At 61.7% G+C, this 16,136-nt stretch carries 18 protein-coding genes; 9 read left to right on the plus strand and 9 right to left on the minus strand.

Going from position 1 to position 16,136, the window contains the following annotated elements; translation table 11 throughout:
- Positions 1-151 precede the first annotated feature (151 nt).
- The 3 genes from V5N13_RS08155 (at position 152) to glmM (ending at position 3,445) form a co-directional block, all read left to right on the plus strand.
- The gene (locus V5N13_RS08155; protein WP_336360362.1) at positions 152-1,480 is read left to right on the plus strand and encodes a sodium:calcium antiporter; all 1,329 of its coding nucleotides are present in this window, start codon (positions 152-154) and stop codon (positions 1,478-1,480) included.
- Positions 1,481-1,564: 84 nt separating this feature from the next.
- Complete coding sequence (locus V5N13_RS08160) at positions 1,565-1,900, plus strand: hypothetical protein (protein ID WP_336360363.1); 336 nt, start codon at positions 1,565-1,567, stop codon at positions 1,898-1,900.
- A 150-nt stretch (positions 1,901-2,050) separates the two neighbouring features.
- A complete protein-coding gene (gene glmM / locus V5N13_RS08165) occupies positions 2,051-3,445 on the plus strand; it encodes a phosphoglucosamine mutase (protein ID WP_336360364.1) in 1,395 nt (464 codons plus the stop codon).
- On the opposite strand, the gene hisI is transcribed toward glmM, so the two are convergent.
- The 4 genes from hisI to V5N13_RS08185 all read right to left on the minus strand — a co-directional run bounded on the left by hisI (position 3,439) and on the right by V5N13_RS08185 (position 6,566).
- On the minus strand, positions 3,439-3,798 hold the full coding sequence (gene hisI, locus V5N13_RS08170) for a phosphoribosyl-AMP cyclohydrolase (protein WP_336360365.1): 360 nt from the start codon (positions 3,796-3,798) through the stop codon (positions 3,439-3,441). The two genes, glmM and hisI, sit on opposite strands and share 7 nt — an antisense overlap.
- A 35-nt stretch (positions 3,799-3,833) precedes the next feature.
- A complete protein-coding gene (locus V5N13_RS08175; RefSeq protein ID WP_336360366.1) occupies positions 3,834-4,814 on the minus strand; it encodes an A24 family peptidase in 981 nt (326 codons plus the stop codon).
- 97 nt (positions 4,815-4,911) lie between these two features.
- The gene (gene fer / locus V5N13_RS08180) at positions 4,912-5,301 is read right to left on the minus strand and encodes a ferredoxin Fer (RefSeq protein ID WP_332897413.1); all 390 of its coding nucleotides are present in this window, start codon (positions 5,299-5,301) and stop codon (positions 4,912-4,914) included.
- 71 nt (positions 5,302-5,372) lie between these two features.
- On the minus strand, positions 5,373-6,566 hold the full coding sequence (locus tag V5N13_RS08185; protein WP_336360367.1) for an inorganic phosphate transporter: 1,194 nt from the start codon (positions 6,564-6,566) through the stop codon (positions 5,373-5,375).
- 87 nt (positions 6,567-6,653) lie between these two features.
- On the opposite strand from V5N13_RS08185, the gene V5N13_RS08190 reads away from it, so the two are divergent.
- From V5N13_RS08190 to V5N13_RS08215, 6 genes are all read left to right on the plus strand, one after another.
- Positions 6,654-7,070 carry a VOC family protein gene (locus V5N13_RS08190; protein WP_332897415.1) on the plus strand — a complete coding sequence of 139 codons (417 nt, stop codon included), beginning with the start codon at positions 6,654-6,656 and terminating at the stop codon, positions 7,068-7,070.
- Positions 7,071-7,124: 54 nt separating this feature from the next.
- A complete protein-coding gene (gene hisA / locus V5N13_RS08195) occupies positions 7,125-7,853 on the plus strand; it encodes a 1-(5-phosphoribosyl)-5-[(5-phosphoribosylamino)methylideneamino]imidazole-4-carboxamide isomerase (RefSeq protein ID WP_336360368.1) in 729 nt (242 codons plus the stop codon).
- A 48-nt stretch (positions 7,854-7,901) separates the two neighbouring features.
- Positions 7,902-8,489 carry an imidazoleglycerol-phosphate dehydratase HisB gene (hisB, locus tag V5N13_RS08200; protein ID WP_332897417.1) on the plus strand — a complete coding sequence of 196 codons (588 nt, stop codon included), beginning with the start codon at positions 7,902-7,904 and terminating at the stop codon, positions 8,487-8,489.
- A complete protein-coding gene (locus V5N13_RS08205; RefSeq protein WP_332897418.1) occupies positions 8,490-8,993 on the plus strand; it encodes an ACT domain-containing protein in 504 nt (167 codons plus the stop codon).
- Between the two features lie 36 nt (positions 8,994-9,029).
- Entirely contained in the window at positions 9,030-9,560 is a 531-nt protein-coding gene (pyrE, locus tag V5N13_RS08210) for an orotate phosphoribosyltransferase (protein ID WP_336360369.1), read from the plus strand.
- A 222-nt stretch (positions 9,561-9,782) separates the two neighbouring features.
- On the plus strand, positions 9,783-10,382 hold the full coding sequence (locus V5N13_RS08215; RefSeq protein WP_336360370.1) for an IMPACT family protein: 600 nt from the start codon (positions 9,783-9,785) through the stop codon (positions 10,380-10,382).
- A gap of 12 nt (positions 10,383-10,394) precedes the next feature.
- Here V5N13_RS08215 and V5N13_RS08220 read toward each other — a convergent pair whose 3' ends face one another.
- From V5N13_RS08220 to upp, 5 genes are all read right to left on the minus strand, one after another.
- The gene (locus V5N13_RS08220) at positions 10,395-13,076 is read right to left on the minus strand and encodes a TRAP transporter permease (RefSeq protein ID WP_336360371.1); all 2,682 of its coding nucleotides are present in this window, start codon (positions 13,074-13,076) and stop codon (positions 10,395-10,397) included.
- Positions 13,073-13,570 carry a DUF1850 domain-containing protein gene (locus tag V5N13_RS08225; RefSeq protein WP_336360372.1) on the minus strand — a complete coding sequence of 166 codons (498 nt, stop codon included), beginning with the start codon at positions 13,568-13,570 and terminating at the stop codon, positions 13,073-13,075. Before V5N13_RS08225 ends, V5N13_RS08220 begins: the two co-directional genes overlap by 4 nt.
- Positions 13,571-13,620: 50 nt before the next feature.
- Positions 13,621-14,595: a TAXI family TRAP transporter solute-binding subunit gene (locus tag V5N13_RS08230; protein WP_336360373.1), complete on the minus strand. Its 975-nt coding sequence runs from the start codon at positions 14,593-14,595 to the stop codon at positions 13,621-13,623.
- A 600-nt stretch (positions 14,596-15,195) separates the two neighbouring features.
- Positions 15,196-15,402 (minus strand): DUF7569 family protein, encoded by a 207-nt coding sequence (locus V5N13_RS08235; RefSeq protein WP_336360374.1) that lies wholly within the window; start codon positions 15,400-15,402, stop codon positions 15,196-15,198.
- Between the two features lie 35 nt (positions 15,403-15,437).
- Entirely contained in the window at positions 15,438-16,112 is a 675-nt protein-coding gene (upp, locus tag V5N13_RS08240) for a uracil phosphoribosyltransferase (RefSeq protein ID WP_332897425.1), read from the minus strand.
- Positions 16,113-16,136 lie beyond the last annotated feature (24 nt).

The raw sequence follows: 16,136 nt of genomic DNA on the forward strand, positions 1-16,136 counted from the left end.
CTCACACCCGAAATCGCCAAGAAGACGGATAGCTTGTGGATTAAATACGTGACGCGCTTTGTCACGGACGAGACACACTACTCGAGACAGACATGATACGCGTATCATCCGCGTGCTGGAAGGCAGGCGACGAGGAGGGGCGAATCGACTGATGAAACGACAAGCACTCGGTGCGATTGCGGCGACCGTCGCGCTCACGCTGCCGTGGATCGCGGTGTGGCTGGGGCTGATTCCGTCGCTCTCGACGATGGCCACCGTGGCTGTGAGCGGCCTCGCCGTCCTCGGCGCATCCTTCCTGCTCGCGTGGGGGGCAGAAACCGCAGAAAAAGACGTTCCCCGGGCGTTCGCCATCGCCATCTTGGCGGTGCTCGCCGTCGCGCCCGAATACGCGGTTGACGCGCTCTACGCGTGGAACGCAGGCGTGTACGCCGGCACCGAACGCGGTATCGAAGCCGGAAACCTCGCCGTGGCGAACATGACCGGCGCGAATCGCATTCTCATCGGTCTCGGCTGGGCCGGAATCGCGCTTTTCACCATCTTCCGGCGCGGGTCTGGGGACGACCCGGCCGTCGAACGCCGCAGTGGCTTCCTCGCAGACGTGGTGACACTCGACCGCGACGTCGGCCTCGAAATCGTCTTCCTGCTCGCCGCGACACTCTGGGCGTTCCTCGTCCCGCTCGGCGGCGGCATCGACATCTTCGACATGGCGTTCCTCGTCGGTCTCTACATCACCTACATCCTCATCGTCCTCAAAGGCGACGTGGAGACCGAAGAACACAACGTGGGCGTGCCCGCCTATCTCCAGCAGTTCCCCCGCGGGCCGCGCCTTGCAGCCGTCTTCGTGCTGTTTGCCTACTCCGGGCTGATGATTTTCACCGCGGTCGAACCGTTCGCCCACGGCCTCGAAGAGCTCGGCACCGCAGTCGGGATTCCGTCCTTCTTCATGATTCAGTGGATTGCGCCGCTCGCCTCTGAGTCGCCCGAACTCATCGTCGTCGCTTACCTCGTGAACAAGGCGCGCTCGACCGCCGGGTTCAACGCGCTCATCTCCTCGAAACTCAACCAGTGGACGCTCCTCATCGGGACGCTCGTGGTCGTCTACTCCATCGCCCTCGGAACCTACGGCGCACTCCCGTTCGACCAGAAACAGTCGGGCGAAATCTGGCTGACCGCAGCCCAGTCGTTCTTCGCCATCGCCCTGCTCGTGAACTTCGAGATTTCGGTGCGCGAGGCGATTGCCTTGCTCGTGTTGTTCGTCTCGCAGGTCGTCATGGAGTTCCTGCTCATCCGCGACCTCATCACGCTCTCAATTTCGAGCTACGAACTCCTGCTCGCCTACACGGCGCTCTACGTCGTCCTCGGGGGAGGCCTGTTCGTCGCCCGGCGCAAGGCCTTCCGCGGCATCTTGAAGCAGACGGCTGGCACCGTGAACGAGGCGCTTGGAAATGGGAGTAATGGGTCGGTGAGCGCGGACGACTGAATCATACATCGCGACTGCTGTTTTTCACCGACACGGACATGTCATCCAGAGCTAATTTATCCATCCCTCAGCGAACGCTTTGTTGTGCACTTGAAAACTCAACGCACCGTTTCGAAAGGGCTTGCGCTGTTTGTGGCGACGGTGGTGGCGTGGGGAATCACCAATGACATCGCTCCAACGGTGTTGGGACTACTCTGTGGCTACGCATTCGTCTTTGCAGGTGGGTCGCTCCGGGCTGTGTACGACGCCGTTCCGGACTACATGGAACTCGGATTCGTCGTGATGGGCGTCGCTGGCGGGGCTGTGTTGCTCGCAGGGGTGAGTCCAGATTTGGCAAAATTCGCGGTCGTCGTCGGTGTGGGCAACGCGCTGTCCCTTCTCTGGGGGCGACGAACGCCGGAGGCAACCGGTAGCGAGTAGGGCAAAACAGAGCAAGGTGGTCGGTTTGATATCTCCGTTACTGGTTTATCACGCCGTGCACACCTGACCGTCGAATCCTGCCCGAGACTGCCACACACCCGCCGGAGAACGTCGCAAGGCTTTCAATTGGCCGCCGCTAGGGATTCGACAATGAAAGTATTCGGGTCGAGTGGCACCCGTGGGGTGGCGAATATCGAACTCACGCCCTCGTTCGCCCTGCGCGTCGCCGCGGCCGCTGGAACGGTCTGGAACGCAGACCGCGTCGCCGTTGGCCGAGACACACGAACCACTGGACGGATGTTCGCAGACGCCGCCGCGAGCGGGCTTGCGAGCACCGGGGCGAACGTAGACCGCCTCGGCATCATCCCGACGCCGGGCTTACAGGCATATGCCGAGCGCGAAGGCGTCCCCGGGCTCATGATTACGGCGAGTCACAACCCGCCGGAGTACAACGGCATCAAACTCATCGGTGACGACGGCGTCGAACTCTCGAAACACCAGCTCGAACGCGTCGAGGGCACCATTCTCGGGGAGAAGTTCGACAAGGTAGCGTGGAACGAGACGGGCACTACCCGCGTCGTCGATGGCGCACGCGATGCGTACGTCGAAGAACTCCTCGACTCGGTCGACCGCGAGCAAATCGCCGCGGCGAACCTGACCGTCGCCCTCGACCCGGGCCACGGCGCAGGCTCGCTCACCAGCCCCGACTTCTTCCGCGAACTCGGCTGCGAGGTCGTGACCGTAAACGCCCAACCGGACGGCCACTTCCCCGGACGCGACCCCGAACCCATCCCCGAAAATCTTGCAGACCTCGGCCGCCTCGTCCGGGCGTCGGGTGCGGATATCGGCATCGCCCACGACGGCGACGCAGACCGCGCCATCTTCTACGACGAGAAAGGGCGCTACATCGAAGGTGACGCCACGCTCGCCGCGCTTGCGGAGGCTGAACTCACGCCCGACGACGCCACCGTCTCGGCGGTAAACGTCTCCCAGCGCCTCGTTGACCTGACCACCGAAATCGGTGCGTCGCTCGAACTCACGCCGGTGGGAAGCACGAACATCATTACGCGCATCGAAGAACTCCAGCGGGGCGACGTGCACGTCCCAGTCGCCGGAGAGGGCAACGGCGGCGTGTTGTTCCCCGACTATCGGCTTGCCCGTGATGGGGCGTACACCGCCGCGAAGTTCCTCGAACTGCTCGCAGACCGCACCGCGAGCGAGGTCGTAAACCGCTTCGAGGGCTACGAGAACGTCCGGACGAAGATTCACTACGACTCCGACGCCGAGTACGACGCGATGCTGCACGCCGCAGAGCAGCAAGCAGAGAAGGCGTCTGCGGAACTTTCGACCATCGACGGCTTCCGCCTCGACTACGGCGATGCGTGGGTGCTCGTCCGCCCGAGCGGCACCGAACCGCTCATCCGCATCTACGCCGAAGCCCGCGGCATCCACCGCGCACAGGAACTCGCAGACGGGATGTACGACGCGCTGATTGCGGCCAAAGAAGAAGCCATCGAAGCCGAGAAAGAAGAAGCGACTCAGTAGACCTCCTCCGGGTCGAACGCCTTTTCACCGACCACTTCACCCGAGAGCGTGCGGTAGAAACATGAGCGATAGCCCGTGTGACAGGCCCCGCCGCCGTCCTGCTGGACGAGGTAGAGTAGGGTGTCGCCATCACAATCGACGCGAATATCGGAGACGTGCTGGACGTGGCCGCTGGTTGCCCCCTTCTTCCAGAGTTCGTCGCGCGAACGCGAGTAGTAGTGGGCAAATCCGGTCTCCTCGGTTTTCGCAACGGCTTCTTCAGTGACGTAGGCGAGCATCAGCACCTCGCCCGTCTCATCGTCCTGTGTGATGGCTGGGAGCAGGCCGTTCTCGTCGAACGCGAGGTCAATCATAGTCGGGAGAAGGGAGGAGGCGGCTTTGAGTCTTTTCACGCGAGTCCGAGCGCCTGCAACAGCGAATACAGCACGTCGCCGTAGGTGAGCGCGACGAGCAGGCCGAAAAACAGCGGGACGATGAACGGCACACCCGGCGACACCCACACCTCGTCTGCGGTGACGAGTAAGTCGAGTCCCTCGCGCAGTTGGGCGGGCGTGGTGCCGTAGGCCGAGTGGTCGATGTCGTCGAGAAACGCCTGTGCGCCCCACGGGTCGTTTGCGGTGGGGTCTGCGGGGTCGGGTTCGGTCGCTTCGAGTTCGACGCCACCGTCGGTGAGCGCACCGTCGCCCGGCGGATTCGGCTCTGCGGGAAGCGACCGCGGGTCGCGGTACGTATCAGGATCGCCTCTGACGGCTTCGAGCGTCAGCCCGCGATAGCGCAGGTACATCCGCAGCGCGTCGATGTCGAGACCGCCGCGCGTAAAGCCTGCAGGCGTTTCGAGCAGGCGGCCATAGGATTGGGTGACTCGCTGCCACGAGACGGGTCTGCCGACGAACATCACCGCAGAGACGTTGCCAGAGAGGGCGTTTCTAAGCGTCAGCACCACCGGGTAGAACAGCCCGATGAGGACGGTGTTCGTGAGGATGGTGAGCGAGAAGACGCCAATCGGCGTCCAGGCGTAGGGGAGCACCGTGTCCGCGACACGATAGACGGGAAACGTCGGGAACAGGACGGCGAGGACGAACATCGCCTTCGCGTCTGCGCCGCCAAAGCCGCCGATGCGCCAGAACAGGTAGCTGAGCGGGATGACGAGGCCGACGCTGAGGCCTGCACGGATGAGGAACAACTGGCGGGCGAACGCGCTGCTGGTGTAGGCGGTATAGCCGTCCCAGGCGAACAGCGAGACGGCGAGGAGTGCGAGGGGAATCCACGTCGCGTTTGGCACCCGGCGCGTCTTGATATCGCGCCACGCCGCCCACCCGAGAACCGGAATGATGAGAAGCCGCAGGAGGTCTGGAATCGAAGCGAACACTGACAGAATACGGACACTCAAGCGAGATAAGCGTTTGTGGTGGGCGAGTGCTGTGGCTCACGGCTGTAGCAGCGCGGAAAAGGTTGCAGGGAAGCGTTTAGATGACGCGGTTCTGCAGGTAGTCGAGGTGCTTTGCGTTGTAGACGATTTTGATCTCGTCAGCGGCAGGGCTGCCGATGCAGGTCAGGCGGACGCCCTTCTCCTCGACTTCTTCGTCGGAGAGAATCTGCTGCATGTCCATCTCGATTTCGCCTTCCATGATGATGGCTGCGCAGTTTGCACAGGCACCAGCACGGCACGAGAATGGCCAGTCGTAGCCCTGTGCCTCTGCGGCTTCGAGGACGTACTCGCCCTGGTTGACTTCGAGGGTACCGTAGTCCTCTGCGTCGAGACCGGCGTCTGCAGCCTGCTCGAAGAGGTCGTCGTCGTCCATGTCCCAGCCCTGGTCGTCCAGTACTTCGTAGTTGAGGTATTCTACCGTGGGCATCATGGCTCGGTTGGGTCGCCTGCTTGTTAGACCTTGCTGTTTGCGAGGTCATGATAAATCAGGCGGGATGCTCACAGAAACGGGGCAAAGCGGAAGAGTAGGTATGACGCGACGGCGGCGAGCGTCGGCGTGAGCAACCAGAGCATGATGACTTTGCCCGTCGCCTGCGGGTCGAACAGCTCGCTCGCGGTGATGGAGTCGGGTTGCTGTTCGCCAATCTTTGGCACCGTATCCTCGCGCTCTGCGGTGAGCGCGTTCACCGAGACGCCGCCGTCTTCGGCCGTCGCACCGCCTGCAGTTCCCCTGACCGCGACGCTCGCGGCCTGTGAGATGGTCACGGTTCGGGTGGCGCGCCCCCAGCCGAGGCCGATGATGCACATCGTCGCGCTCACGGCGAGGCTCGCGGGAATGCCGAGGTACGAGAGGCCCGTAATCAGGCTCGCGCTCACGACTTCCACGATGAGCGCGGCGAGAATCGGGAGGTCCGTCAGGTCGTTACCAACCGTATCGAGGGTGCGCCGGGCGATGGTGAACGCCCCGAGGCCGATTGCGCCCCCGGCGAGCAGGATGCCCTGATTCATCGTGATAGCGCCGTTGCCATACAGCGGAGCGATGGCGTTTGCGACGTTCGACGCGCCCGCAGAGAAGGCCATGTAACAGCCAATGGCTATGACGAGGACGCCGCCGAGGATGTTTCGCGGGCTCACAGTCTCTCCGAAGTGGGGCCGCGGGATGACCCCCGAGCGGTCGAGTTCGATGAACGCGCCGTCGCTTCGGTCTAAGGCAAACCAGTGGTCGAGATAGGGGTAGAGATAGCGCCCGATGACCGCACACACCCAGAAGGCGAGGATGGGCGCGACGAGCCACCAGCTCACGATGTGGCCCATCACGGCCCAGTCGATGCTGCCGGTAGCGACGCCGAGGCCCGCAATCGCGCCGACGGCGGTCATCGAGGTTGAAGCAGGGACGCCAAACAGGTTCGAGATGAGCAGCGCGAGACCGATGAAAAACAGGATGGCGACGCTCGCCGCGAGCGTGAAGTAGTCCTGTGGGACGATTTGGCCACCCATGGTTTCGACCACGTTGCGGCCCACAGTCCAGCCGCCGAGCAGGGCGAAGCCGGACATCAACGCGGCAGCGGCGAGTTTCGAGATGACGCGACTGCCAACAGCCGGGCCGAAGGCCACGCCCGTAGAGGAACCACCGATGTTGAAACCAACAAAGGCAGCGACGAGCAAGCCAACGATGAGCAGCGCGCTAAGCACGTCACATCGATGGGGACGAGGCGGTTAAACCGTGTCGGCCTCGGAAACGGCCAACGGAGGTATATTGTCGAATGGTGTAACTGGGCTATGATAGAACGGTTGGCGTTCGTCACGGTGTATGTCGAAGACCAGGACGACGCGCTCGACTTCTACACCAACACGCTCGGGTTCGTCCCGCGTGAGGATACGGAGGTCGCACCGGGCGTTCGGTGGGTCACGGTGACCCCATGGGCACAGACGGAAGTGGCAATCGCACTGGAAAAACCACACGACGAGTTTCACGGGCCGGAGACCGCCGCGCGAATGCGCGCCCAAATCGGGAACGCCACGCCGTGGGCCTACGTGGTTCACGACTGTCGGGGCACCATCGAACAACTCGCGGAGGGCAACGTGACGATTCGCCAGCAACCGGCAGAACGGCTGTTCGGCCTCGAAGCCGTCATCGAGGATTTGTACGGCAACCCGCTGGTGCTCGTCGAACCCGACGAGGACGAAGCCGAGTAGCAGTTCCTGCCGAAGCCGAGGGCTTTACGCACACGCCCTCCCCACCTCCGGGCAATGAGCGCATTTCCAGAGTTTTGCGTCATCCCGGCAGTGGACATGCAAGACGGACAGGTCGTCCAGCTCGTCGGCGGCGAGCGCGGCACGGAAAAGACCTACGGCGACCCCGTCGAAGCCGCAGAAAAGTGGATTGCGGCGGGCGCGACCACCCTCCACCTCGTGGACTTAGACGGCGCGTTCGAGGGCGAACGACAGAACGCGACGGCCGTCGAAGCCATTCTCGACGCTGTGGACGTGGACGTGCAGCTAGGCGGTGGAATTCGCACTGCGGAAGACGCCTTCGACCTGCTCTCGCGTGGCGTTGACCGCGTGATTCTCGGAACCGCCGCCATCGAGAATCCGGAGATTGTCGAGGAAATCAACGAACAGTATCCGGGCAGCGTGATGGTCTCGCTCGACGCGAAAGGTGGCGAAGTCGTGGTTTCGGGATGGACTGAGGGCACGGGACTCGACCCGGCAGAGGCAGCCAAACGCTACGAGGAATTGGGTGCGGGCGCGATTCTCTTCACCGACGTGGACGTGGAGGGCAGGCTGGAAGGCGTCCAGACTGAGCCGGTGAAACGACTTGCGGAAGTAGTCGAGATTCCAATCGTTGCAAGTGGCGGCGTGGCGACTATCGAGGACGTGGTGGCGCTGCGAGATGCGGGGGCGGACGCCGTCGTGGTCGGGAGTGCGCTGTACGAGGGGCGATTCTCGCTCGAAGAAGCGCAAGCGGCGTTGGAGTAAACCCGGATAAACGGAACCACCATGTAGGTGGACAGTCTTTTTCCTGCTATGAGTGAACGCTCGGCGGCCGTCACGCGCGAAACGGCCGAGACGGACATCGAGGTTACCCTCGGAATCGACGGCGAGGGCGAATCCGTCGTGGACACGGGCATCGGCTTTTTCGACCACATGCTCGAAGCATTCGCCACCCACGGGCTGTTCGACCTGACAGTGCGGTGTGACGGCGACTTGGAGATTGACGACCACCACACCGTAGAAGACGTGGCCATCACCCTCGGCCAAGCCTTCGACGAGGCACTTGGCGACAAACGCGGCATCGTCCGCTACGCAGACCGCAAGGTACCGCTGGACGAGGCCGTTGCGTCGGTGGTTGTGGACATCTCGGGACGCCCCTACTTCGGCTTCGAAGGCGAGTTCTCCCAAGATCACATCGGTGAGTTCACGAGCCACATGGCAGAGCACTTCGCCATGTCGCTCGCCATGAACGCCGGGCTGACGCTGCACGCGAGCGTCACCGGCGACAACGCCCACCACGAGGTCGAGGCGCTGTTCAAAGCCCTCGCCCGGAGCCTCGACGACGCGACGCGAATCGACGAGCGGCGGACGGACACGCCGAGTACGAAAGGTGCGCTCTGAATGTTCGACGAAATCATGCAGAAGTTCGAGGGCAGCCCGAGCCAGCAGGCGGTCATCCGCCTCCTCTTAGAACGCGGCTTCTCGGTGAACGAACAGGGCCGGGTCGTTTCTGGCGGTATTGAAATCCCGAACACGGGCATCGCCCGCGAGATTGACGTAGACCGCAGAGTCGTAGACGCGACGACCGACGCGATTCTCGCAGACGAGGAACTCAAACGTATCTTCGAGAACATCTCCGCGATTCCGAGCCTGCGCGACCTCGCGCCGGTGCTCGATTTGACCGTGCTGACCGTCGAAGTCGCGGACGCAGACGAACCGGGCATCGTCGCCACGGTGACGGGCCTGCTCGCGGACAACGGCATCTCGATTCGCCAGACCATCAGCGAAGACCCGGAGTTCACCGACGAACCGCGCCTCTACATCATCATGGACGACGAGCTGCCCGGCGACCTCATCAATGAGATTCGTCGCCTGCCGTTCGTCCGGAAAATCGAACTCGAATAGACAACGTTTTTGCCGCCTCTCGCAGTCGAATTGGCAATGGCTGACATTGCGTCTCTTATCGAGGAGTGTGGCGCTGTGAAGTACGGCGAGTTCGAACTGGCGAGCGGCGAGACCTCGACGTACTACGTGGATAAGTATATCTTCGAGACCCAACCGGCGGTGCTCGAAGCGATTGCCGATGAGATTGCGTCGATGCTCGCAGACAGCGACATTGACGTGATAGCTGGCCCCGAGTTGGGCGCAGTGCCGCTCGTCGCCGCGGTGACGATGAAGACGGGCATCAAGGGTGCGTTCATCCGCAAGGAGGCGAAGGGCTACGGCACCGACACCCGCATCGAGGGAACTATCGAGGAAGGCGACAAGGTTGCACTCCTCGAAGACGTGACGACGACCGGCGGCACGATTCTCGAAACCGCCCAGTTCGTCGAAACCGAACTCGGCGCAACCGTCTCTCGGCTCATCGTGGTCGTCGACCGCAATCAGGGCGCCGTCGAGAACTTAGCGGAGGGTGGCTTCGACCTCGAAGCCATCGTCCGCGTGGGCGAAGACTTAGACGTGAGTAAGTAACACGTGTAACAAAACCCGCCGCTGAGCCCCCCAATTCGGTCGATGGATTGAATAGAAGCGCCGTAAACGTACACATGGCGACGGACTGAAACGACGCGACCCGTCTACGCCGTCGCAGTCAGAGGCACCATCGAACCACGTTCTCTCCCGGAGAGGGCATTGGCCCTCGCTTTTCTCATCTTCTCGTAACGCGTATAGGCGCGCCTGTCGAAGCCATCGGACATGACGACAGACCCGTATCGCACCGTTCTCGGCCGCGGCGAAGCCCGCGTTTCCGTGCGCGGGTCTGAGTTCATCGGCCACGCCATGCCCGCCTCGACCGTCGAGGACGCAGAGGCATTCATCGACGCCGTTTCCGACGAGTACGCAGACGCCACGCACAACGTGCCCGCCTACCGAATACGAGCAGACCCGCTGCGCGAGTGGGCGAGCGACGACGGCGAACCGACGAACTCTGCGGGCAAACCCGCGCTCTCCGTCCTGAAACACGAGGAGTTGGAGAACGTCGTCGTCGTGATTACGCGCTATTACGGCGGGACGAACCTCGGCGTTGGTGGGCTGGTTCGCGCCTACTCACAAGCGACAAAGAAAGCGGTTGAGGCGGCGGGTATCAAAGAAGAACGACCCCACGAGCAGGTGTCGATTACCATCGAATACGACGATTCGGGCACAGTTCGCGGCATCATCGAATCGACGGGCTACGAGTTCGACGCGGCCTACGAGGCGGACGTTTCTTTTTCAGTGCGCACACCGGTTTCTGAAGCCGCGACGCTCCGTGACCGAATTCAAAGTGCGACGAGCGGCCGCGCAAAAATCGAGTGACCGAGTTGTAAATTATGCCGTCGTGTCAGAAGTCGCGCTCGCGCCCTCAGCCCGAGGACCGGCGGCGCGACGGTTCGTGACGACGAGCAGGACGAACAGGATAGCACCCACGCCGCGAAGCGCGAGTTGCACGATACCGAGTTCGCCCGTGTTCGCAACCGAGTTCACAACGTCAGTGAGCATCCCCGGAGCCATGAGCAACAGCGCGGAGAGTGCAAAGGCAGCACGGTTCACGCGGCTCACGTCGGTGTAGAGGTAGCCAATGACCGTCGCGCCGAGGCCGACAACGCCGACGAACACGGCGATGATTGGCAAGACGACTTCAGGGATGAAGAATCCGAAGTCGAGCACGTCGGCCGCGTTCAGGACGTGGACTTCCTCGCCCGTCCCAACCCCGCGGATGAGCAGGATGCCCGGCGAGAGGACGAACGCGAACGGCACGATCGCCTTGTTCAGCGAGAGGCTGAACGCTTCGACCCCGGTTTGGAAGGGGTCGGATTTTGCGACACCGGACGCGGCGTAGGCAGCCACGGCCACTGGCGGCGTGATGTCTGCGATGACGCCGAAGTAGAGGATGAACAGGTGAGCTGCGAGAATCGGAATCCCAAAGGAGGTCATCGCTGGCCCGAGCATCGACACCAGAATGATGTAGGTGACGGTGGTCGGCATCCCCATCCCGAGGATGATACAGGAGATAGCCGTGATGATCAACAAGAGGACGAACGACGTGCCTGCGATGTTCAAAATAAGCGCCGTCAGATTCGGTCCGAGGCCGGAGGTCGCGATGACGCCCGGGATGATACCGGCAGCAGCGACAGCCACGACGACGGTGGTCGCGGTGCGCGCACCGCCGTCCATCGCCTTCAGGATGAAGGTGGCGTACCGTGCGGCCGCAGTGTCCATCAACCGTTCCCGGTTGAGCACATTGCCGACCGTCTCCGCTGCGTCATCGACTTGGTCGTCGTATTCGAGCAGCGGTGCCTCGATGTTCGGCCGGGCGAGCAACGTCGCCACGCCGACGCCGAGCATGATGATGCCGAGCGAGCCGCCAGCGGCGAACAGCGCTTCGACGGCACCTAGGGCAGGCCCCGTCTCGCCGAGTGCCGCGCCGACGAGACCCGTTCCCGTGAACAGGTAGGCAGCGAACTGTAGCGCGAACAGGCCAACGATAGAGCCGATGAGCGGGACGCGCGTCCGTTCGTTGTAGGCGGCCACCACCACGATGAGCGCCATGATGGCTAGCAGCGTGAACCACGCAGAGCGGGCCACAGAGAGGCGCACGATGATGAGGTAGTAGAGCAGCAAGCCAAGCGGCAGGAGGTAGAACCAGCCGCTTTTCATGTGGTCACCGACGTTGACGAGGTCAACGCCTTCGACGCCACCGATGTCGAGCCGAGAGGCTTCGAGGTGGACCATCACCCAGACACCGAAGAAGAACACGATTGCGGGGATGGCGGCGGCAATGATGACGTCCGGGTACGGCGTCAGCGTGTACTCAACGATGAGGAACGCGGCCGCGCCCATGACGGGCGGGAGAATCTGGCCACCCGAGGAGGCCGAGGCTTCGACCGCCCCCGCGAACTCGGGGCGGTAGCCAGAGCGCTTCATCAGCGGGATGGTGAACGCACCGGTCGTCACCGTGTTCGCAATCGACGACCCAGAGATGGTTCCCATGAAGCCTGAAGCGAGAATCGACGCCTTCGCCGGGCCACCCTTGCGCTTCCCGGTCACGGAGTAGGCGAGGTCGATGAACCACTGACCCGCCCCCGAGGTTTCGAGGAACGCCCCGAACAGGATGAAGATGTAGATGAACTCAAGCGAGACGCGCACGGGAACCCCGAGAATCCCTTGGTCTGTGTACCAGAGATTGCGGATGATTTGCCCCCACGACGTGTCCGTAATCGAGAGCACGCCAATGAAAGGCGTGTTGGGGGCGATGAGCCAGCCGAACTTCGCATAGACGATGAAAAAGCCCACGATGGCCATCAAGTAGAACCCAAGCGCCCGGCGGGTCGCCTCTAAGACGAGCAAAACGGCGATAATACCGAGCAGATACGCCCACGACGAGGTTCCAATGATGGGCAGGGCGTCGAGCGGGGCGAGGAACGTGTACACCTCACCGAGCGTGCGACCCGACGCGAGGCCGACCGCCCGGAGGTTCAAGATTTCATCGAAGTTCGTGAGGTAGTAGTGGCCCGCGAGCATCGCGAGGAGTACCAACACGAGGTCGTAGGGTGTGATGCGGTCGATGTTTCGGTCGCCCATGAACCAGTAGAAAAAGTCAGCCACGCGGTCTGCAACACCCGCGACCGCGCTGTTCTCGCCCGCAGACTCACGCACCCACGAATGCAGGCGGGCGAGTCGGCCAGAGACGAAGCCATCGCCGGTCGAGGGCGGAAAGAGTAAGAACGCAATCACGAGGGCGAACACGACGTGGATGGCGTTTAGCTGGAGCGACTGGAGCTGGCCAAACCCAACTTCGCCCACGAACGGGAGGGTGACGTTGAACTCAAACCCGCGTGCGGCAAGCCACATCTGATAGGTCGAGAAGGCGAGTGCGATTACCGTGACGACAATCGAGGCGACGCCACGGAGTGACCGCTTTCGTTCGAGTTCCTTTAACAACGCTTCTTGTTCTTCTTCGGATAGTTCGTCTACAGCCGAGGGGTCGTCCGGTTGTGTGGTATCAGTCATGGTTCAAGTGAGAGGGCGGTTGAGAGCACAGAGCGGCGCTCTACGGTGATGCTGACGGATTGAGCGTCAGAGAGCGAGACGAGGTCGTACGTCTGGTCACCGACGGTCAAGCGATGAGAGGCGATACGACCCGGCTTGACGTAAAGTTCATCATACGACCGATTTTCTGGGTTGAATACGAAAAAGCCGTTTTCGGCGTGGACGTCCTCTCGGGCCGGGAGCCCCCAGCCGTACGACTGGAAGCGCATCTCCGTGTTATCAAGGCGCTCGCCGTGAATTTCGTAAATGTCGTACACGGGGGTCTTTTCGACGCTGTGCATGTAGGAAAGGTTCACCGTCGTGTTTTCTTCGACGGAGACGGCCAGTAACTGCTCGCCAGTGTCTGCATCGGAGACGACGAGGACGCGTTCGCCCGGAATCGCTGTCGCAAGCCCTGCACTGCAGACAAGCAAGAGCACGGCAAGCGCAACGAGTTTGTATCGATGTTGGGACATTGTCTCAGGAGACAGCAAAGATGAGTGCGCGTTCGAAAGGGTACAGGTGCTTAGCCGAAGTAGGCGGCTGCGCCTTCGTGGAGGTCAATCGACATACCCTCTTGAGCCGTTTCCTTGCTGATAAAGTTCTTTTTGATTTCCAGCTGGTCGGTGTTGTCGAAGATTGCCGCGGTCACGCCTTCGACGGTGTCAGCTTCGAGTTCGGCGCGCGTGGCGATCATCGCCTTAACGGAGACCGTCTCGCGGTCCTCGCTCACGCCCCCGTACGTACCACCGGGGATGGTGTCCTCTGCGTAGAACGGGGCGGCGTCGAGCACTTTCTGGCGGGCGTCGCCGGTGAACGAAACGATTTCGATGTCGTTGTTCGCGGCGAGGTCGGAAATCGCACCGACTGGCCACCCACCGACGACGAACGCGGCGTCGATGTCGCCGTTTCTGAGCTGGTCTGCGGCCGTCGAGAAGCCGGCGTTCTGCTCTTCGTAGTCGGTGATGCCGATGGCTTCGAGAATCTGGACGGCGTTGACCTGTGTCCCGGAGCCAAGGTCACCGGTGTTGATGGTCTTGCCTGCGAGGTCTGCCGGCTCGGTGATACCCGTCGATTTCAGCGTGACGAGGGTGATGGTCTCTGGATAGAGTGTTGCGACGCCACGGAGGTTCTCCACGGGGTTGCCCTCGAACGCTTCGATGCCTTCACCGTTCTTTGCGAAGTAGGCAACGTCGTTCTGGATGAGCGCGAAGTCCGCGTCGCCAGACTGGAGCGACCCCACGTTCTCGACAGATGCACCGGTCGACTGCACCTGCAATGTGAAGTCCGAGTGCTCCTCGACGATGGTCTTGAACTCGTTCGAGAGTGGGAAGTACGTCCCGCCCGTTCCGCCTGCGTGCCAGGAGAGACGGGTCGTGTCGCCACCGCCGCCTCCGGTACAACCAGCGAGCGCGGCGATACCTGTGGCACCAGCCACCTGCATGAATGTCCGACGGCTTGTGTTCGAACCAGTTGATTGGTTGGAATTGCTATCTGCCATACTGCCGTAATAGCGACTCTGAATGAAAAGCTTATTCACTCACGGTGACGACCCGTTCGACTCTATAGATAGATTGGCAAATATGTTTGAGTCTATATATTTGAGCAAAATACGGGCCCAGTGTTTGAGCAGCAGTTCGTAATGCACGCAAAACCGAAACCATAGTGTCACGATTCGGTAGAATTTACTGTTTTATTTGTGACTAGAATAATTGATGCACACAACTATATAGAACAACTATAGTTTGTTTAGCTGATAGGACGGTCAAGACGAATGCCTGCATGAAAAAGCCGGTCAGCGGACTGAAGTCACACCGACAGACCACCGAGTAGTGAGGACGCCTGCCGTGGTATATGGACCCCCCACGAGAAAAACAGGGGTCTGTTTCGGTAGCGATTTCCCACCGAACATTCGACTTCCTGCTGTGGGTTTCCACCCGAAACCAGAGGGTTCGATGTGGCGACACCGCGATGCGAGCGGCCACGACAACCGACTCGTGTGACTATCTTTCGCTATAGAGATGAAAGTGGTTGAGTTCGTTCGGAACTTCGGCGCCGGCATCCGAGTTTCCGCAGGCGATTTCCACCCGAAACAGGAGGGTCAGTCGATGATGATTTCGCTCGACCCGTCACCGACGGTTTCAGGGCCGGGTTGCATCTCCCGCTGGTAGCGGGCAATCCAAGTGGCAAAACAGTCCGGACAGAGGCGTTGGGCGTCAATCTGCGACCGGTCTACGCTCAGTCGGACGGTTCGCGTCAGGGCATCGGCCACGGCGTCGCCGCAGTCGTCACAGGGAGCATCGCTCATGTCACGAAATCTGGCTGAAAAGATATAAGTCTAGATTACTGGGTGCGGAACGCACGGTCGCCAGCGTCACCGAGGCCGGGGATGATGTAGCCGTCGTCATCGAGGTAGTCATCGATAGCGACGGTGAGGATGTCCGCTTCGGGAACCGCATCCGCGACACGAAGCAGGCCTGGCGGCGCGCTCACCGCAGAGAGTACGATGAGGTCCTGTGGGTCTGGTGCGTCTTCGAGGACGTGTTCTAAGACGGTGCACATCGTCGAGCCCGTTGCGAGCATCGGGTCTGCGACGATGACCGTGTCGGTTTCCTTGATTTCGGGGAGTTTCACGTAGTCAATCGTGATGGGGAACTCGCCGTCCGCCATCCCGGCTTCCTCGTCGCGTCCGGCGCTGATGACGCCCTGTTTCGCGCGGGGGAACGCTTTGAGGAGGCCTTCGACGAACGGCGTCGCCGCGCGGAGCACGTTGATGATGACGACGTCATCTAAGCCTTTGACGCGCTCGCCGGTCGTCTCCTGCATCGGCGTCTGGATGGTGACGTACTCGGTTTCCATGACGCCGTCGATGATTTCGTAGCCACAGATGCGCCCAAGCTTGACGAGGCCTTTGCGGAAGGCTACCTGTGAGGTCTTTACGTCTCTGAGTTTCGACAGCGTGTCTTTGGCCAGTGCGTGCGTGACGACTTGCGCGTCGCCGCGGTCCTCGATGGTCATTGTTCGTATGGGCAACGCCGATTG

Source organism: Haladaptatus sp. ZSTT2 (assembly GCF_037081775.1).
Classification (GTDB): Archaea; Halobacteriota; Halobacteria; order Halobacteriales; family Halococcaceae; genus QDMS2.